Raw genomic sequence first — 17,839 nt, 5'->3', positions numbered from 1 at the left:
TCTCGATCCTGCGGGAAACGCACCGCGTTGAGATGGCGAAAGGGGCCGATCCGTGAATGGATCGGCCCCCTTCGTGGGTGGGGAGGACTCGTCAGCGGGGGAGCAGTGTCAGAAGGCTCGCCTCGGGGCGGCACGCGAAGCGCACCGGCGCGTAGATCGAGTGGCCGAGTCCGGCGCTGACGTTCAAGGGCACCGTGCGCCCGCCGGAGGTCCACTCGCTCAGACCGCGCGCCTGATCCAGCGGGAGGTCGCAGTTCGACACGAGCGCCCTCCGACTGAAGGGCACGCGCACCTGCCCGCCGTGCGTGTGCCCCGCCAGAAGGACGTCGGCGCCGAAGCCCGTGAAGGTGTCGAGGGTGCGCCGATAGGGCGCGTGCAGAACGCCGAGAGTGAGGTCGGCGGCATCCAGGGTCGCGAGGACGGGCGGAATGAGCTCCGGCTTGTCCCAGTCGCGGTGGGCGTCGTTCACACCGAAGGCGGTCAGACGCAGCCCCTTCACCTCGAGCGACACTGCCGTGTCGTCGAGGATGCTCCACCCGAGGTCGTCGGTGAAGAAGCGGTCGAGGGCATCGACGTCGAGGTGCTTGTGCGCGGGAACGCTGCCCGACGGGCCGAGGAAGTAGCGCAGCGGGTTGCGAGGCGCGGGCTCCTGGAAGTCGTTGGACCCGTGCACGACGAGGCCGGGCACGCCCCGCAGCGAGGAGAACGCCTCACGGATGCCGGTGAGTCCGTCACGGTGCCCCAGGTTGTCGCCGGTGTTCACGACGAGGTCGGGCTGCAGCTCCGCCAGTCGTGCCATCCATTCCTGCTTGCGGTGCTGCCACGGCGCCATGTGGGCGTCGGACACGTGGAGGATGCGGAGGGGCTCAGCGCCCTTGGGGAGCACGCGCAGCGCGTGATAGCGGACGGTGAAGAGATAGCGCTCGACGCCCATTCCCCACACGGCCGCCCCGACAGCGGCCGCCCCCGCCACCCCGAGGGGCGCGAGGGCGGCCTTCAGCACGGGGCCCGTCACGGGCAGTCCTTGGCGCTGAGCGACAGCGTGACCGGCGTGCTCTTGCTCGTCGCCGTCCGCGCGGCGGGCTCGGTCGCGGTGACCTGGCCGCCGTCGGGAGCCTTGTCGCTCTCCTTGCACGGACCGATGGCGACGTTCTCGAAGCCGGCGGCCTTGAGGTCGTTCTGCGCCGCGCTCAAGGTGCGGCCGATCACGTCGGGGACGGTGCCGCCCTTCCCGTTGCCCGGGTTCAAGGTGATCGACGAACCAGCCGGAGCGGATCCCGCACCCGGGTTCTGCGCCGCGACCTTGTCACCGCCGAGCTCGGAATCGACGGGGTCGCCGACCGACACGCGGAAGCCGAGGCCCTCCAGCGTCGAGCGTGCACTGTCGATGCTGTCGCCGACCACGTCGGGAAGGTCGCGCTGCTGGGTGCGCAGGAGATTCGATGCCGGGTCGGGGAACCGGTCGCCACCGTAGAAGTCGTTCGACGCACTCTGGATGTCGCGGGCGAGCGGGTACCGGATGTCCGCGAGCTGGAGACCGTTGAAGTACTTACGGAACAGGTCGACCGTTCCGTTGTAGTTGCCCACCCAGACGGCCGTGGTGGTGTTGGTGGACGACTCGATCATCCACGTCTCGTGACCCTCGTGCGTGCCGGTCTTGCCGAGCATGGGGGTGCCGTCGCCGGGGTTCGCGCGGGAGCCCGTGCCTCCGCCGGCCATGACGCCCTGCAGGGCGTAGGCGGCGGTGGCGGCGACCTCGGGCGAGAGCGCGGGAGAGCAGGTGCGCTCGGGGATGGCGCGCTCGGAGCCGTCGCTCGCGGTGACCTTGTCGATGACCTTCGGCTGGCAGAGGGTTCCGCCGTTGGCGACCGTGGCGTACGCGGCGGCCATCGCGATGGGTGAGACGTTGTCGTCGCCGATGACGTTGTTCGGGTACTTCATCTCGATCGGCGACCCATCGCCACGCGTGACCCCGAGCTTCGCGGCCGTCTTGGCGATGTCGCAGAGGTCGAGCTCCGACGCCATCTGCAGGTACCCGGTGTTCAGCGAGTCGCGCGTGAAGCGCAACGGGGTGCCCACGTAGCCGCGGTCGTTGTTGAAGTTGTTGATCACGGTGCGGCTGGTGTTGACGTAGTTCCCGGTGCACGAGTTCGTCATGCTCGGAACCGGCCCGAGACGCCCGTTCAATGTCTCGTTCAGGGAATGCCCCTTCTCGAGCCAGTCCACGAGGGTGAAGAGCTTGAAGGTCGAACCTGCGCTGAAGCCGATCGATCCGCCGTTGTTGCTGTCGCCGGCGAACACCACGGAGTTGTAGGTGGGATCCGTCTGGGCGAGCGAGGCGTCCTGGGTGAACTTCGTGTTCTGGGCGATCGCCAGGACGCGACCGGTCTTGGACTCCACGTTGACCGCGGTCGAACCGAACTTGATGCCGTCGTAGCTCTGCGGGGCGTATTCGCTCATCGCGTTCTGCGCGGCATCCTGCACGCGCCAGTCGAGCGTGGTCTGGATCGTGAGTCCGTCCTGCCGGAGGGCGCGCACCCGATCATCGGTCCCGGCGCCGAAGGCGGGGTCGTTCAGGATCGTCGAGACCACGTACTGGCAGAAGTACGGGGCGGACGAGGCGGCGCAGCCCTGGTCGGTCGAGGTGATCTGCGGGGTGATCGGCTCGACGGCGAACTGCACGTACTGCTCGTGCGTGATCTTTCCGTCGGCCTCCATGCGGCTGAGCACATAGAGCTGACGGCCCTTGGTCTCGCTGTAACCGTCGGCGGCGGCGACGAGCTGGTCCTGCGTGATCTCGCCGTTGTCGCGCAACGTGTACAGCGCCTGGATGGTGCCCTGGTCGACGTCGTCGATCGATCCGTCGGGCGCCTTGTTGTAGGCGGTGCCGTCGTTGTCGAAGATCGAGCCTTCGGCCTGATCGATGCGGAAGCGGTTGGGGTTCTGCACCATGCCCGCGAGGACGGCCGACTGGCCGATGTTCAGCTGCGAGGCCGGGACGTTGAAGTACCGCTTGGCTGCGGCGTCGATACCGTACGTCACACCGCCGAAGTTGGCGATGTTGAGGTAGCCGAGGAGGATCTGATCCTTCGTGAATTCCTTCTCGAGCTGGATCGCGTACCGCATCTCCTGCAGTTTGCGCTGGTAGCCCTCGACACCGTCGGCCTGGATCGCCTCGAGGGCGCACTTCTGCAGCGCCTCGTCGCGCGACATCCCCGGATCGGTGTCGGTCTTCTCGACGGCCTTGGCGTCGCGCTCGCATCGCTGCACGAGCACGTTCTTGACGTACTGCTGGCTGATGGAGGATCCACCCTGCGTCTCGCCGCCCGAGGCGTTGCTCAGCAGGGCGCGGGTCGTGCCGATGAGGTCGACGCCGCCGTGCTGGTAGTAGCGCGGGTCCTCCGACGACAGGATCGCGTCGTACATGACGGGCGAGACTTGGTCGAAGGTGACGGGGGAGCGGTTCTGGTCGAAGAACTTCGCCAGCACCTGGTCGCCGGCCATGAGCGTCGTCGGCTGCATGAGCTCGTCGGGCTGCAGGTAGCTCGGCATCTTGTCGAAGATCGTGATGGCGCTGGAGGCGGCAGCGCCGGAGACGGCGATGGCCGGCGTCACAGCGGCGGTGACGAGGAGTCCGGCGACAGCGCTCAGGCCGACGAGGCCGACGATGCCCCCGAGGGCACCACTAGCCGTTCGTTTGTTCTCGGGCATAGGGTTGATGGTAAGCGACGTTGCTGGGCGATGCCTCGAAGGCGTGCGCTCGCGCGCGCACGTATCCGTCCCCGCGCGCACGACTCTGCGCGCTCCGAGCCACCGCCGGGAGCTACGAATGACCACGTGGGAGTACCTCACCACGCCGCTGCTGATCCACAACACCGCGGCCATCCTCAACAACTGGGGCAAGCAGGGGTGGGAGCTCGTGCAGGTGGTGACCGGACCCGAGGGCGGGCTCGTCGCCTACCTCAAGCGCCCCGTCGGCGGCGGCGACGCCAACGCCGGTCTCGGTGCCGCCGCGGTCGCCGCGCGCCAGTTCGAGGGCCAGCAGTGAGCGTCTCGGAGCGTCTCGCGGCCCTGGGCGTCGAGGTGCCCGCCGTGGTGCCCCCGGTCGCCTCCTACATCCCGGCCACGCGTCACGGCGATCTCGTCTACACCTCGGGCCAGCTGCCCATGGTGCAGGGCGCTCTGCCCGCGACCGGCAAGGTCGGCGAGTCCGACGGGCTCGTCCCTCCCGCGGATGCCAAGACCTACGCGCGCCAGTGCGCGCTGAACGCGATCGCCGCCGCGGCTGCCGTCGTCGGCGGTGTCGACAACCTCACGGGCGTGCTCAAGCTCACGGGATTCGTGGCATCCGTCCCCGAGTTCACCGGTCAGCCCGGTGTGATCAACGGGGCCAGCGAGTTCCTCGGCGAGGTGTTCGGCGAGTCCGGAGCGCACGCGCGCTCCGCCGTCGGCGTTCCCGTTCTTCCCCTCGACAGCCCGGTCGAGGTGGAGGTCGTCTTCACCGTCGCGTGAGCGATGACCCGGATGCCGCCGGCGTGCGGCATCCGGAACCACCTCCGCGGGCGAATCGGTAGGGTTCGCGCACCTCGTGCCGAGCTCCTCGACAGGCTCCGCCTCAGGCGCCGGGTCTCGAGGACGACGAAGGCGATGACCGCATCGCCGGAGGTCGTCCTTCGCGAAGATGAGCCGCCTCCGTCGCGTGTGGCCCTGTGGACGCTGCACTGTCGTCGGACGGGAGGTAGAGGCCGAGGTGGCGCATCATGTCGGTGAGCAGTGCTGTGAGCTGCTCCTGCTGAGGGGCGCTGAGGCCGGCGTCATATCGACCGCTGTCGTGCGTGGTTCGCTGTATGCGCTCGAGGACCTCTTCGCCCGACCGCGTGATCCGGCACTCCAAGATCCGACCATGCGAGGGATGCGGGGAACGCTCCACGAGGCCCCGCTCGACCAGCCCCGTGATCGCCGCGGACATCGATTGCGGGGTGACCCCTGATCGGACGCTGAGCGCCGCCCCGGAAAGTCCGCCAGGGTGTGTGAGGGCGAGGATCGCCAAAGCGGACAGCTGCGACTGCGTCACGTCGAAGGCTCGCAGATCCTCGTCCAGACGCTGCGACAGCGCACTGTTGACCCTGCGGAGCAGGTAGGGCAGTCGTCGCCCGAAGTCCTCGGCCAAGGATCCTCCTCATCGTCGTCGTCCCGATAATATCAGGTGCCTGATATTGTTCGGGATTGTCGCCGCACGCCTCTTCGCCGATTGGACACCCATGAAACTCGCTTCCATCCGCCTGCTCACCAGCCGCCTCGATGAACTGGTGGAGTTCTACGAGCTCGTCACCCGTGCCAGCTTCCAGCGTCCCAATCCGGTGTTCGCCGAGCTGGTCACCGACGCTGGAGCCCTCGCGATCGGGGGTGACGCCACGCTTCCTCTTTTTCCCGGCACGGGCCTGACCGTCGCAGCCAACACCAGCGCGATCCTCGAATTCCAGGTCGAGGATGTCGATCAGGAGCGCATCCGCCTCGGCGACCGGGTGCCGGTGCTGCAAGAGCCCACCACGATGCCCTGGGGGAATCGGGCGATGATGCTCGCCGATCCGGACGGCAACCGCGTCAACCTGTACGCCCCCCACACCGACGATGCGAAGGCGCGGTTCGCCGGCCGCTGATCAGCCACCCGGAGGACCGCCGCAACCCTGCCCGTTGCCCGCGCTGGGCCATGAGGCGCACGAGCGGACACGGGCAGGCTACGGCGGATCACCGGACGCCTCGCCTCCGGCGGAACGGCCCCGTGGCAGCCACGTCGAAGACTCGTCGTCGCCAGCGGTCGTGAACACCGAGATGTTCAACGAGCGAAGGTGACGACGGGGGGGGAAGGGGACGGCACTACTTCTTGACGACCTGACCCTTGATCGTGCTCATGACCATCGTGTCGGCGAGTGTCGTCGTGTCGCCGACGTCGCGGCCCTCCGCCACATCGCGGAGGAGGCGCCGCATGATCTTGCCCGAGCGGGTCTTCGGCAGCTCCCCGACGATGTAGACGTCGCGGGGGCGCGCGATCGGGCCGATCTGCTCGCCCACCCACTTGCGCAATTCGTCGCCGAGTCCCTCGACGGGGTTCTGCTTCAGATAGCGGCTCTTGATGATCACGAAGGCCACCACCGCCTGCCCCGTCGTCTCGTCGGAGGCCCCCACCACGGCCGCTTCGGCGACGCCCTCGTGGCCGACGAGCGCGGACTCGATCTCGGCGGTCGAGAGCCGGTGTCCCGAGACGTTCATCACGTCGTCGACGCGACCCAGCAGCCACACGTCGCCGTCGTCATCGAGACGCGCGCCGTCGCCGGCGAAGTAGTAGCCCTTGTCGGCGAACTTCTCCCAGTACGTCTCGCGGTAGCGGTCGGGGTCGCCCCAGATGCCGCGCAGCATGCTCGGCCAGGGCTCGGTCACCACCAGAAGGCCGCCGCTGCCGTTGCCGACCGGCTCACCGCTGTCGTCGACCACGGCGATCGAGATACCGGGCACCGGGACCTGCGCTGAGCCGGGCTTGGTCTCGGTGACCCCGGGCAGGGCCGAGATCATGATCGCGCCGGTCTCGGTCTGCCACCACGTGTCGACGATCGGCGCCTCGTCGGCGCCGATGATCTCGCGGTACCAGACCCAGGCCTCGGGGTTGATGGGTTCGCCGACCGAGCCGAGCAGGCGCAGCGACGACAGGTCGAAGCTCTGCGGTACGTCACGGCCGATCTTCATGAACGAACGGATCGCGGTGGGCGCGGTGTAGAACACCGTGACACCGTGGTTCTGGATGAGCTCCCACCAGCGTCCCGGATGCGGGGTGTCGGGGGTACCCTCGTAGAGGAGCTGCGTCGCCCCATTGGCGAGCGGGCCGTAGGTGACGTAGGTGTGACCGGTGATCCACCCGATGTCCGCGGTGCACCAATACACGTCGGTTTCGGGGTGCACGTCGTGCACCACGCGATTCGTGAACGCCGCCTGCGTCAGGTAGCCGCCCGAGGTGTGCAGGATGCCCTTCGGCTTCCCCGTCGTGCCGGAGGTGTAGAGGATGAACAGGGGCGTCTCGGCGGGGAACGCCCGGGCCTCGTGCTCGACGGAGGCCTGCGGGACGACGTCGTGCCACCAGATGTCGCGGTCGTCGGTCCACTCCACCTCGTTCTCACCGCGCTTGACCACCAGCACGTGTTCGACGGTCTCCTGGATGCCGGATCCATTGCGGTCGGCGAGTGCCTGGTCCACCGCGGGCTTCAGGGGCGAAACCTTGCCTTTGCGCCACCCGCCGTCGGCGGTGATGACGACCTTCGCCCCGGCGTCATCGATGCGCGCGCGAAGACTGTCGGCCGAGAATCCCCCGAAGACGACGGAGTGCACCGCACCGATGCGGGCCACGGCGAGCATGGACGCGATGGCCTCCGGAATCATCGGCAGATACAGCGCCACGCGATCGCCCTGCTCGACGCCCAGGTCGGTGAGAACGTTCGCGAGCCGCTTGACCTCGTCGGTCAGCTCGGCGTAGGTGACGTTGCGCTGGTCGCCCGGCTCGCCCTCCCACCGGAGGGCGATGCGGTCGCCGTTACCGGCTTCGACGTGTCGGTCGAGGCAGTTGTAGGCGACATTGAGCTCGCCGTCGGCGAACCATTCGGCGAATGGCGGCTTCGACCAGTCCAACACCGTCGAGAAAGGCGTGTGCCAATGAAGTTCGCGGGCCTGGTCGGCCCAGAACCCCTCCCGGTCGGCGGCCGCACGCTCGTAAAGGCGGCGGTCGGCGACGGCGTTCCCGGCGAATGCAGCCGACGGGGCGAACCGCCGGGTCTCGTTCAGAAGGTGGTCGATCTGGCTGCTCATCGCGGCGCTCCTTCGCGTTCACGTCTCGCCCGCGGCGATGCGCGGCGTCGTACTCGGGTCACGCTAGCGAGGCCCCCGCGAAGGAGCCACCTCCGATAGTTGGCATCCGCCTTCATGGGAAACAGGTGATATATCGCGATGAATAAGACGCATGAGTTGGTTCGGCTCAGGTCCGCGCGTAATCTTAGGAACGCCCGAACATCGCTTCCGGCAACCGTGTCGGGGGGAGCCCCCCAATTTTCCCCCGGCGCGCGGCGGCATCCCTCGCCCCCCACTGTAGGGATGCCGCCCCTTCTTTTTTCGGAGAGCGCTTCTCTCGCCGGTTCCCCGGCGCGGCGCTCCTCCCCACCCGCCGACTTCCCGTCCTGGTCCACAGACCGGTCGCGAACGCCGCGTCAGAAGCCGACGATTCCCTACCGTCGTCGTCATGTCGTCGCTCATCTCCTTCCCGGGTGCCGGATCTGTGGACGGGACTCCCGGCCCGGTGGCATTCCCTCCGAGGTCGAGGACCCACCCGGCCCGAGCGCCCGGCGCCGATCCGCTCGCGGAACAGCGTCCCTCGCAGCCCCTCGCGACGACCTCAGCGTGGAGCGACCCGGCGCTCGCGTTCCTGCGTCCCTTCGTCGACGATCCCGCGGTCACCGACCTGTTCGTCAACGGCGACCGGGGTCTGTTCGTCGATCGCGGTGAGGGCATCGAACGCGTGCGGTCCTGGAGGGCGAGCGAGACGGAGGTGCGACGCCTCGCCGTGCGGCTCATCGCGCTCGGCGGCCGGCATCTCGACGACGCCTCGCCCTGCGTCGACGTGCGGCTCGAGGGCGGCGTCCGTGTGCACGCCGTGCTGGCCCCGGTCGCGGTCAGTGGAACGAGTGTCTCGATCCGGGTACCTCGATGGGCCGCCCCCGACCTGGCGGTCCTGGAGCGCGCGGGAATGTTCACCGCCTCCCAACGCGGTCGGCTCGAAGACCTCGTCGAGCGCCGGGAGAACATCCTGATCGCAGGTTCGACGGGGGCCGGTAAGACGACGCTGCTCGCAGCCCTCCTCGCCGGGGTCCCACCCGTCGAACGCATCGTGACCATCGAGGAGGTCGCCGAGCTGCGGCCCGCCCATCCGCATCACGTCGCGCTCGAGGCGCGGCAGGCGAACATCGAGGGGGCGGGCGGTATCCCGCTGTCCCGCCTCGTGCGCGAAGCGCTGCGCATGCGGCCCGACCGGCTCGTGCTGGGCGAATGCCGCGGAGAAGAGGTCCGCGACCTCCTCATGGCCCTGAACACCGGGCACGACGGAGGCGCCGGCACCCTGCACGCGAGCAGCCTCGTCGATGTCGCCGCCCGGCTCGAGGCTCTCTGCGCGCTGGCGGGAATGGATGCCGTCAGCACAGCGCGCCAGAGCGCGAGCGCGATCGGCGTCGTGCTCCATCTCGAACGGACAACGAACGGCCGACGGGTCACAGGGTGGGGGCGGCCGGTCGTTGAGGGCGGACGCCTGCATATCCAGCCGGAGGAGTGGACATGAGGCGATCCCCCGCGGCGGCGGGAGAAGACCCCTTTTCGGTCGTGATGCGCCTCGCGGTCCTCCTGAGCGGGGGTGCCTCCCCGGCACTCGCCTGGCAGCACCTCGCGGCGGGCGGCGATCCGACGCTGCGGTCCGCCTCCGCCGCGGCGGACCGAGGCGGAGACGTCGCCGCGGTGCTTCGCGCCGCGGGCGGCTCATGGCCCGACATCGCCGCGGTCTACGCGGTGGCGGTCGAGACCGGCGCGCCGCTCGCGGAGACGCTGCGAACCGTCGCCGTCGCCCTGCGCGAGGCGTCGGAGGTCTCGGCAGAGGTGACCGTGGCGCTGGCGGAGCCGGCCGCGACCGCGCGCCTCCTTGCCTGGCTCCCCGTCGGCGGAATCCCCCTCGGGGCGATCCTGGGCTTCGACACGCTTGCGACCCTGTTCGGCGACCCGGTCGGACGACTCTGCCTGGCGGGGGGAGCGGCGCTCATCGTCATCTCGCGGATCTGGTGCCGGCGCCTCATCCGCTCGGCCCAGCCGCCGCCCAGGGTCCCGGGGCTCGAGGCGGAGCTATGGGCGGTCGCCCTGTCGGCCGGGGCATCGGCGGATCGAGCGCGGGCGGCGATCACGGCGGGATCGGATGCCGTGGCCCCGGCGGGGTCGTCGCCCGTCGACGCGACCCTCGACCTCGCGGCACGCGCGGGCGTCCCGGCCGCGGAGCTGCTGCGCGCCGACGCGTGGTCGGCGCGCCACCGTGCCCGCACCGAGGGCCGTGAGGCGGCGGCGCGGCTGTCGACGCGACTTCTCATCCCCCTCGGGGTCTGCACGCTCCCGGCGTTCCTCGTACTCGCGGTCGCGCCGCTGATGCTGGGACTGCTCCGATCAGGCTTCGTGCCATGAGAGCGGGCGAAGCGTGCACACCCCGGCACCCCACCCGCCGGCGCAGTCGGCGTCTTCCCGGCCGCGAAGCGGAGTGTCGCCGCCCGAGCCGTGCTCCGCCAACGTCGCCCAGGTCCCGCGCCCCCTCGACCACCCTGCCCGCCGCCACCCTGGCCTCTTTTCCGAGCCCCCAGCCGGGCGTCTGCGCGCGACCCGCGCCCATCGACCACATCCGTCCACCCCAGAAGGAGAACCCCGTGAACATCCCCCGCCCCCGCCGTTTCGCTCGCACCGTGCCACTCGCCCTGCCCTCGGCCGAAGCGCTTCCGCCCCTCACCTCTCTCGGTGCCCGCCGCCTTCTCCTCGACGAGCGCGGCGCCGCCACCGCCGAGTACGCGATCGCCACCATGGCCGCGGTCGCTTTCGCGGGGCTCCTCGTCGTCATCATGCGCAGCGACGAGGTGCGCGGCATCCTCACCGACCTCGTCCGCCGCGCCCTGACCGTGCAATGAGACGGATCATCGCTCACGCGTTCGGACTGGCCCGCTTGGACGAACGAGGAGCGGTCGCGGCGGAGTTCGCCGTGACCCTCCCCGCCGTCATCCTGGTGCTCCTCCTCGGCGTCGGCGTGTCAGCAACCGCGGCGAGCTCGGTACGCCTGCAGCACGGGGCGACCGAGGCCGCTCGCCTTCTCGGTCGTGGGGACGAGACCCGCGCCGTCGCCGCCGTCGCTGAGGCGGGCGGCACGATGTCGACGAATCGGGGTGACGGGGTGGTGTGCGTGTCCGCGTCCGCGACGACGCCCCTGCCGGTTCCCCTGCCGTTTCCCCCGATCGCCGTACGGGCCTGCGCTCTCGATGGAGGACGCTGATGGCCGGCACCGTCTCGACGGTGGGCGTCGTCTCCGTCCTGGCCGCGCTCGTCGTGACGGTCGGCGCTCTGGGGGCGGCGGCCGTGGCGGCTCAGCGCCTCGCGGGGACGGCGGACGCCGCGGCACTCGCGGCGGCCGACACCCTCAGCGGCGCGGTGCCCGGCTACCCCTGCGAGGCCGCGGAGCGGGTCGCGAGGGCAGCGGGCGCGGGCCTTCGCGAATGTCGCCTGGACGGCCTCGTCGCCACGGTCACCGTCGCTGGGGCGTACGGTGGGATTCCATTCGATGCGCGCTCACGGGCCGGACCCCCCGATCTCTCGAGCCCGTAGGACCTCCCGGAACCCGAACAGGGAGGCGTGTGTATGGTGTGCATCGACGAAAGGACCCCAGTGGCAAACGGAAAGAAGCTCGTCATCGTCGAGTCCCCGACGAAGATGAAGTCGATCCAGGGATACCTCGGCGACGACTACGAGGTGCTCAGCTCGGTCGGTCACATCCGAGACCTCGCGTCGAAGAAGGAGATCCCGGCCGACAAGAAGGCGGCGTACGGCAAGTACTCCATCGACGTCGAGAACGACTTCGACCCCTTCTACGTGGTCAACGACCGCAAGACGAAGACGGTTGCCGAGCTCAAGCGGGCCCTCAAGACGGCCGATGAAGTCCTGCTCGCCACTGATGGTGACCGCGAGGGCGAGGCCATCGCGTGGCACCTTCGCGAGGTGCTCAAGCCCAAGGTCCCCGTGCGCCGAATGGTGTTCCACGAGATCACCAAGGACGCCATCCGCGACGCGGTCAACCACACCCGCGAGCTCGACGAGTCGCTCGTCGACGCGCAGGAGACCCGACGCGTGCTCGACCGTCTCTACGGCTGGGACGTCTCCCCGGTCCTCTGGCGCAAGGTCGGCTCCGGTCGCGAGGGCACGGCACTCAGTGCCGGCCGCGTGCAGTCCGCCGCGACCCGCATGGTCGTCGAGCGCGAGCGCGAGCGCATGGCCTTCGTGTCGGCGTCGTACTGGGACGTGGAGGCACTGGCATCCCAGTCCGGCTCCTCCTTCACCACGCGCTTGAACCGTCTCGACGGTGCGCCCATCGCCCGCGGTGGCGACTACGACGACAACGGAAAGCTCAAGAAGGCCGTCGTCGTCCTCGACGAAGCCGCAGCGCGTACCCTCGCCGACGCCATCACCGCCGCCGGCCGCGCCACGGTCGCCAAGGTCGAGGCCAAGCCCGGAACCCGCAGCCCTCGCGCCCCCTTCACGACTTCCACGATGCAGCAGGAGGCCGGCCGCAAGCTCTCGATGAGCGCGAAGCACGCCATGGGCGTCGCGCAGCGTCTGTACGAGAAGGGCTTCATCACCTATATGCGTACCGACTCGGTCGCCCTCTCGGGTCAGGCCGTCTCGGCTGCTCGCGCGCAGGCCGTCAAGCTCTACGGCGACAAGGCGGTCCCCGCCAACCCGCGCGTCTACAAGAGCAAGTCGAAGAACGCGCAGGAGGCGCACGAGGCCATCCGTCCCTCGGGCGAGGAGTTCCGCACGCCTGCGTCGCTGGCGTCTTCGCTCGACCGCGACGAGCAGAAGCTCTACGACCTCATCTGGAAGCGCACGGTCGCCAGCCAGATGTCGGATGCCAAGTACGAGACGACCACCGTCACCCTCACCGTGCAGGCAGAGAAGCAGGTCGCGGAGTTCACGGCCTCCGGCACCGTCTACACGTTCAAGGGCTTCCTCGAGGCATACGAGGAGGGCGCCGACGAGAAGCGCAACGATGACGACGCCGACCAGTCGCTGCCGGCCGTGTCGGTGGGCGACGAGCTCGCGATGAGCGATGTCGAGCCGAAGGGGCACAGCACCTCGCCCAAGCCCCGCTACACCGAGGCGAGCCTGGTCAAGGCGCTCGAGGAGAAAGGCATCGGCCGTCCCTCCACCTTCGCGAGCATCATCGGCGTCATCCTCGACCGCGGATACGTCACCAAGCGCGGTCAGGCCCTGGTGCCGAGCTGGCTCGCGTTCAGCGTCGTGCGTCTGCTCGAGGAGCACTTCGCCGACCTGGTCGACTACGACTTCACGGCCGCCCTGGAAGACGACCTCGACGCCATCGCGCGTGGAGAGCAGCGCCGCACCGAGTGGCTCAAGTCGTTCTACTTCGGCTCGGAGAAGCAGGTGGGCCTGCGACACATCGTCGACAACCTCGGTGAGATCGACGCACGCGAGCTCAACTCCACGCGCATCACCGACACCGCCACGCTCCGCTTCGGCAAGTACGGCCCGTACCTCGAGGTCACCGACCCCGCAGCCGACGCCGAGGCAAAGCCGCGCATCGTCAACATCCCCGAAGACCTGGCTCCCGACGAGCTGACGCCGGAGAAGGCACAGGAGCTCATCGACGCCCCGGTCGCGGGCGATCGCGTGCTGGGGGAGAACCCCGAGAACGGCAAGCTCGTCGTCGTCAAAGACGGCCGCTTCGGTCCCTACGTGCAAGAGGTCGACGCCGAGGAGCCCGAAGAGGTCGATCAGGCCACGGGCGAAGTCGTCGAGCAGCCCAAGAAGCGCGGGGCCAAGAAAGAAGCGGCGCCCAAGCCCCGCACGGCGTCGCTGTTCCGGTCGATGTCGGTCGACACGATCGATCTCGACACCGCTCTGCAACTGCTGTCCCTCCCGCGTGTCGTGGGTCTCGACCCCGAGACCGGAGCGGAGATCACTGCGCAGAACGGTCGCTTCGGCCCCTACTTGAAGAAGGGCACGGATTCGCGATCGCTCGACAGTGAGCAGCAGATCTTCGACGTCACTCTCGAAGAGGCGCTCGCCAAGTACGCGGAGCCGAAGTACGGCGCCCGTCGTGCGTCGAGCGCGCTCAAGGAGTTCGACGCCGACCCTGTCAGCGGCAAACCGCTCAAGCTCAAGGACGGCCGTTTCGGCCCCTACGTCACCGACGGCGAGACGAACGCCACGGTCCCGCGCGGTGAGAACGCCCTGGAGATCACCTTCGAGCGCGCCGTCGAGCTGATCGCCGACAAGCGGGCGAAGGGGCCGGCGCCCAAGAAGGCCCCCGCGCGCAAGACCACGACCACCCGCAAGGCCCCGGCGAAGAAGTCGTGACCGCCGAGCTTCCCCGGCCGCTGCACGCCCCTCGGGCGTCCACGGCCGGGGGACCCGGGCTCTTCGTGACCTTCGAGGGCGGCGACGGCGCGGGCAAGACGACCCAGGCCTCGCTGCTCGAGCGGTGGCTCACCGAGAAGGGTCGCGCCACGGTCCGCACGCGCGAGCCCGGTGGCACCGAGGTCGGCGTCCGGATCCGCGACATCGTGCTGCACCATCGTGGGCACATCGCGGCGCGCGCCGAGGCCCTGCTCTACGCCGCCGACCGAGCTCACCACATCGAGACCGTGGTGCAGCCGGCGATCGCGCGCGGTGACGTCGTCATCCAGGATCGATATCTCGACTCCTCCGTCGCCTATCAGGGGGCGGGACGGGTGCTCGATGCCGACGACGTGCGTGCGTTGTCACTCTGGGCCACCGACGGGCTGCTTCCCGATCTGACGGTGCTGCTCGACCTCGACCCGGATGCCGCGCGGCGTCGCCTCGACGCCGACGACAAGCCGTTCGACCGGCTCGAGGCCGAGAAAAGCGACTTCCACGCGCGCGTGAGGGCGGGTTTCCTCGCGCTGGCCGACCGCGAACCGGAGCGATTCCTCGTGCTCGACGCGACCGAGGCGCCCGACGTGCTGGCCGCCCGCGTGCGCGACGCCGTCGAACAGCGCCTGGCCTGAGGGCGGCCCGCCTCGCACCCAGGTCGGCGTCATCGCCGCCCGCGGGGCGGGGCGGGGCGGCCCGTGCCTCACCTCCCGACCGGGCGTCGATGCGGGCGCGCGGCCGCGGCATCCATGGGTCGGGCCCCGGCCCGGCAGCTCATCCACAGGCTCGGCCCGCGGTCGTGTCGCACCCCGGGATTAGGGTTGAACGCATGTCCGTCACGCTCGAGCCGTCTCCGCGAACCGCCGGTGCGGCGCCCTTCCCGTGGGATGCCGTGTGGGGGCAGAGCGAGGCGGTCGAGGCCCTGCGGCACGCGGCGTCCGACCCGGCCGCGCTCGCACACGCGTGGCTCATCACCGGACCGCCCGGTTCGGGCCGATCCACCCTCGCCTACGCGTTCGCCGCCGCGCTGATCGCCGACCCCGGCGACGAGCGCGCGCAGCATCAGGTGCTCGCCCGCACCCACCCCGACCTCACGGCGCTGCGCACTGAGCAGGTCGTCATCCGCATCGACGAGGCCCGCCGACTCGTCGAACGGGCTTCCTTCGCGCCCTCGCTCGGCCGACATCGCGTCATCGTCGTCGAAGATGCCGACCGCATGGCCGAGCGCACCTCCAACGTGCTGCTCAAGGCGCTGGAGGAACCGCCTGAGAAGACGGTGTGGGTGCTCTGCGCGCCCAGCGACGCCGATCTGCTGCCGACCATCCGCTCGCGCGTGCGGGTATTACGGCTGCGCGAGCCCTCGGTCGCCGACGTCGCCGACCTCATCGTCGAGCGGACGGGCGTCGCCCCCGACGTGGCCGAGGAGTCCGCGCGCCATGCGCAGCGGCACATCGGCATGGCCCAGCGCCTCGCCACCGACGACGACGCGCGCGGCCGCCGGGCGGAGACGCTCGCCGCCGTTCTGGCTGTGCGCGGGATCGGCGACGCCGTGGAGGTCGCGGGGCGCATCGTGCGCCTGGCCACCGACGATGCCAAGGCCCTGACCGCCACGCGCGACGAGGAGGAGCGACGTTCGCTGCTGCGCATGCTCGGCGTCGCCGAGGGAGCGGCCGTTCCCCCCTCCGTGCGGGGTCAGGTGAATGCGCTCGAAGACGACCAGAAGCGGCGCGCCACCCGCAGCCTGCGCGACGGCATCGACCGCGTGCTCACCGATCTCCAGTCGCTCTTCCGCGACGTGGTGATGATCCAGTACGGGCGAGAGGGCGACCTCGTCAACAGCGAACGCCTCGATACCCTCCGCGCCCTCGCCGCGCAGTGGACACCCGCCCGAACGCTGGGGGTGCTCGACCGCATCTCGGTCACCCGTCGCAACCTCGAACAGAACGCCGCACCCCTGCTGGCCTTGGAGAGTCTCATGATCACCGTGGCGAACGGATCCACCCCGTGAGTGTGCGCGGCCCCCGCGAGCGGGGGAGCGTCCGGCGTCGGCTCGTCGCCGCGATGGCGGGCATCGCCGGTCTCGCCCTCTCGCTCTCGGGCTGCCTCTATGCGCAGATCCCGCCCATGGCCCCCGACGGCGGGCGCTCCCTCGCACCGCAGACCGAGGGCATCGATGCCGCGCTCCTGCCCTATTACGGTCAGACCCTCACCTGGGCGGCGTGCGGGGGTGCCGGCTTCGACTGCGCCACCGTCACCGCACCCCGCGATTACGCGGACCCCTCCGCGGGCGACCTGCAGCTCGCGGTCATCCGACACCGGGCCACGTCGGGGGAGCCCCTGGGCTCTCTGCTGACCAACCCCGGTGGTCCCGGAGTGAGCGGCGTCGACACCGTGCGCGATTCGCTCTCGCTCGTCGCGGACGAGACGCTCACCCGCTCCTACGACGTGATCGGATTCGATCCCCGCGGTGTCGGCCAGTCGTCGGCGGTGTCCTGCTACGACGCCGCCGGCATGGATGCGTACCTCTACGACGTCCCACCGGGCGACCGCGGCAGCGAGGAGCGCAACGCAGCCCTCGAGCAGCGCCAGGCGGACTTCGCGCAGGCGTGCGAAGCCGGCAGCGACGGGCTGCTTCCCTACATCTCGACTGAGAACGCCGCGCGCGACATGGACCTGCTTCGGGCCGTGCTGGGTGACGCGAAGCTGAATTACCTGGGCTTCTCCTACGGCTCGCTCCTCGGGGCGACCTATGCCGGGCTCTTCCCGGACCGGGTCGGACGCATGGTGCTCGACGGCGGGATCGACCCGAGCCTCGACGGTAGCGAGAGCGGAATCGCCCAGGCCGTGGGGTTCGAGAACGCGCTGCGCGCCTTCGCCGCCGATTGCCTGACGACCTCGGACTGTCCGTTCTCAGGGTCGGTCGACGACGCGATGGCCGATGTGTCGTCGCTCCTCGAGCGCGCCGATGCGCGCCCGCTCACCAACGCCGACGGACGACAGCTCGGCGCCGACACCCTGCTCACATCGATCGTCGCGGCGCTCTACAGCGACCAGAGCTGGCCCTACCTGCGGGTCGCCCTCGTCGACGTGCAGAACGGCGACCCGTCGGTGGCCTTCCAGCTCGCCGACTTCTACAACGGTCGGGTCGACGGCCAGTACAGCGACAACACGATGCAGGCCCTGCGCGCCTACAACTGCGTCGACAACCCGCGTGAAGATGAGGCCGACCAAGCGGCCGTCGAACAGGAGCTGGCGCAGAAAGCCCCCGTCGTCGCTCCCTACTGGGTGGGGCCCGACGCGTGCGCGGCGTGGACCGCGCCCCCGACGGGCACGCCCGGCGTCATCACCGCACCGGGCTCGCCGCCCATCGTGGTTCTGGGCACCACCGGCGATCCGGCGACGCCCTACGCCGAGGCGCAGGCCCTCGCGGGTCAGCTCTCGCAAGGTGTCCTGGTGACCTATGTGGGAGAGGGTCACCTCGCCTACAACAAGGGGAACGACTGCGTGAACAGCGCCGTCGACGACTACCTCGTCGACGGAACCGTCCCCGCCGCCGACCTCCGCTGCGAATAGCTCCGCCACCGCCGGCTCCCCGCCCGCCTAGGCT

16 protein-coding genes are annotated in these 17,839 nt (G+C 69.9%); 12 read left to right on the top strand and 4 right to left on the bottom strand.

All coding sequences use genetic code 11. From position 1 onward, the window contains the following. Positions 1–91 precede the first annotated feature (91 nt). A complete protein-coding gene (locus ACK4LS_RS04810; RefSeq protein WP_409713950.1) occupies positions 92–1,015 on the bottom strand; it encodes a metallophosphoesterase in 924 nt (307 codons plus the stop codon). After that, positions 1,012–3,711, bottom strand: coding sequence for a transglycosylase domain-containing protein (locus tag ACK4LS_RS04805; RefSeq protein ID WP_409713947.1), 2,700 nt, complete (start codon positions 3,709–3,711; stop codon positions 1,012–1,014). Before ACK4LS_RS04805 ends, ACK4LS_RS04810 begins: the two co-directional genes overlap by 4 nt. Before the next feature lie 118 nt (positions 3,712–3,829). Here ACK4LS_RS04805 and ACK4LS_RS04800 point away from each other — a divergent pair, with 118 nt between their 5' ends. Both ACK4LS_RS04800 and ACK4LS_RS04795 read left to right on the top strand, forming a co-directional pair. Then, positions 3,830–4,048, top strand: coding sequence for a hypothetical protein (locus ACK4LS_RS04800; protein WP_409713944.1), 219 nt, complete (start codon positions 3,830–3,832; stop codon positions 4,046–4,048). After that, positions 4,045–4,512 carry a RidA family protein gene (locus tag ACK4LS_RS04795; protein WP_409713941.1) on the top strand — a complete coding sequence of 156 codons (468 nt, stop codon included), beginning with the start codon at positions 4,045–4,047 and terminating at the stop codon, positions 4,510–4,512. The genes ACK4LS_RS04800 and ACK4LS_RS04795 overlap by 4 nt, the downstream gene beginning before the upstream one ends. Before the next feature lie 103 nt (positions 4,513–4,615). Here ACK4LS_RS04795 and ACK4LS_RS04790 read toward each other — a convergent pair whose 3' ends face one another. After that, on the bottom strand, positions 4,616–5,170 hold the full coding sequence (locus ACK4LS_RS04790) for a MarR family winged helix-turn-helix transcriptional regulator (RefSeq protein WP_409713938.1): 555 nt from the start codon (positions 5,168–5,170) through the stop codon (positions 4,616–4,618). Positions 5,171–5,261: 91 nt separating this feature from the next. Between ACK4LS_RS04790 and ACK4LS_RS04785 the strand changes: the two genes are divergently transcribed. Further along, positions 5,262–5,660 (top strand): VOC family protein, encoded by a 399-nt coding sequence (locus ACK4LS_RS04785; protein ID WP_409713935.1) that lies wholly within the window; start codon positions 5,262–5,264, stop codon positions 5,658–5,660. 217 nt (positions 5,661–5,877) lie between these two features. On the opposite strand, the gene acs is transcribed toward ACK4LS_RS04785, so the two are convergent. Then, positions 5,878–7,851 carry an acetate--CoA ligase gene (acs, locus tag ACK4LS_RS04780; protein WP_409713932.1) on the bottom strand — a complete coding sequence of 658 codons (1,974 nt, stop codon included), beginning with the start codon at positions 7,849–7,851 and terminating at the stop codon, positions 5,878–5,880. A 427-nt stretch (positions 7,852–8,278) separates the two neighbouring features. Between acs and ACK4LS_RS04775 the strand changes: the two genes are divergently transcribed. The 9 genes from ACK4LS_RS04775 (at position 8,279) to ACK4LS_RS04735 (ending at position 17,805) form a co-directional block, all read left to right on the top strand. Beyond that, the gene (locus ACK4LS_RS04775) at positions 8,279–9,367 is read left to right on the top strand and encodes a TadA family conjugal transfer-associated ATPase (protein ID WP_409713929.1); all 1,089 of its coding nucleotides are present in this window, start codon (positions 8,279–8,281) and stop codon (positions 9,365–9,367) included. Continuing rightward, complete coding sequence (locus tag ACK4LS_RS04770; protein ID WP_409713926.1) at positions 9,364–10,248, top strand: type II secretion system F family protein; 885 nt, start codon at positions 9,364–9,366, stop codon at positions 10,246–10,248. Before ACK4LS_RS04775 ends, ACK4LS_RS04770 begins: the two co-directional genes overlap by 4 nt. 242 nt (positions 10,249–10,490) lie before the next feature. Continuing rightward, complete coding sequence (locus ACK4LS_RS04765) at positions 10,491–10,739, top strand: DUF4244 domain-containing protein (protein WP_409713999.1); 249 nt, start codon at positions 10,491–10,493, stop codon at positions 10,737–10,739. Then, positions 10,736–11,098, top strand: a complete 363-nt coding sequence (locus tag ACK4LS_RS04760) for a TadE/TadG family type IV pilus assembly protein (protein ID WP_409713923.1) — start codon at positions 10,736–10,738, stop codon at positions 11,096–11,098. The genes ACK4LS_RS04765 and ACK4LS_RS04760 overlap by 4 nt, the downstream gene beginning before the upstream one ends. Continuing rightward, positions 11,098–11,427 carry an Rv3654c family TadE-like protein gene (locus ACK4LS_RS04755; RefSeq protein ID WP_409713920.1) on the top strand — a complete coding sequence of 110 codons (330 nt, stop codon included), beginning with the start codon at positions 11,098–11,100 and terminating at the stop codon, positions 11,425–11,427. Before ACK4LS_RS04760 ends, ACK4LS_RS04755 begins: the two co-directional genes overlap by 1 nt. Positions 11,428–11,487: 60 nt before the next feature. Then, on the top strand, positions 11,488–14,196 hold the full coding sequence (topA, locus tag ACK4LS_RS04750) for a type I DNA topoisomerase (RefSeq protein WP_409713917.1): 2,709 nt from the start codon (positions 11,488–11,490) through the stop codon (positions 14,194–14,196). Next, positions 14,193–14,867, top strand: coding sequence for a dTMP kinase (gene tmk / locus ACK4LS_RS04745; RefSeq protein ID WP_409713914.1), 675 nt, complete (start codon positions 14,193–14,195; stop codon positions 14,865–14,867). The genes topA and tmk overlap by 4 nt, the downstream gene beginning before the upstream one ends. A 194-nt stretch (positions 14,868–15,061) precedes the next feature. Next, a complete protein-coding gene (locus tag ACK4LS_RS04740; RefSeq protein WP_409713911.1) occupies positions 15,062–16,240 on the top strand; it encodes a DNA polymerase III subunit delta' in 1,179 nt (392 codons plus the stop codon). A gap of 53 nt (positions 16,241–16,293) precedes the next feature. Further along, entirely contained in the window at positions 16,294–17,805 is a 1,512-nt protein-coding gene (locus ACK4LS_RS04735; RefSeq protein WP_409713996.1) for an alpha/beta hydrolase, read from the top strand. Positions 17,806–17,839: the final 34 nt, after the last annotated feature.

The organism is Microbacterium sp., assembly GCF_046295495.1.
GTDB lineage: Bacteria > Actinomycetota > Actinomycetes > Actinomycetales > Microbacteriaceae > Microbacterium.
The sequence above is the reverse complement of the archived record's forward strand: the minus strand, read 5'-3'. Positions and strand labels throughout refer to the sequence as shown.

Coding starts and splice junctions, on each gene's coding strand:
- ACK4LS_RS04770 (WP_409713926.1), top strand. CDS start 9,364: ATGAGGCGATCCCCCGCGGCGGCGGGAGAAGACCCCTTTTCGGTCGTG.
- ACK4LS_RS04800 (WP_409713944.1), top strand. CDS start 3,830: ATGACCACGTGGGAGTACCTCACCACGCCGCTGCTGATCCACAACACC.
- acs (WP_409713932.1), bottom strand. CDS start 7,851: ATGAGCAGCCAGATCGACCACCTTCTGAACGAGACCCGGCGGTTCGCC.
- ACK4LS_RS04755 (WP_409713920.1), top strand. CDS start 11,098: ATGGCCGGCACCGTCTCGACGGTGGGCGTCGTCTCCGTCCTGGCCGCG.
- ACK4LS_RS04740 (WP_409713911.1), top strand. CDS start 15,062: ATGTCCGTCACGCTCGAGCCGTCTCCGCGAACCGCCGGTGCGGCGCCC.
- ACK4LS_RS04805 (WP_409713947.1), bottom strand. CDS start 3,711: ATGCCCGAGAACAAACGAACGGCTAGTGGTGCCCTCGGGGGCATCGTC.
- ACK4LS_RS04735 (WP_409713996.1), top strand. CDS start 16,294: ATGGCGGGCATCGCCGGTCTCGCCCTCTCGCTCTCGGGCTGCCTCTAT.
- ACK4LS_RS04775 (WP_409713929.1), top strand. CDS start 8,279: ATGTCGTCGCTCATCTCCTTCCCGGGTGCCGGATCTGTGGACGGGACT.
- ACK4LS_RS04760 (WP_409713923.1), top strand. CDS start 10,736: ATGAGACGGATCATCGCTCACGCGTTCGGACTGGCCCGCTTGGACGAA.
- ACK4LS_RS04785 (WP_409713935.1), top strand. CDS start 5,262: ATGAAACTCGCTTCCATCCGCCTGCTCACCAGCCGCCTCGATGAACTG.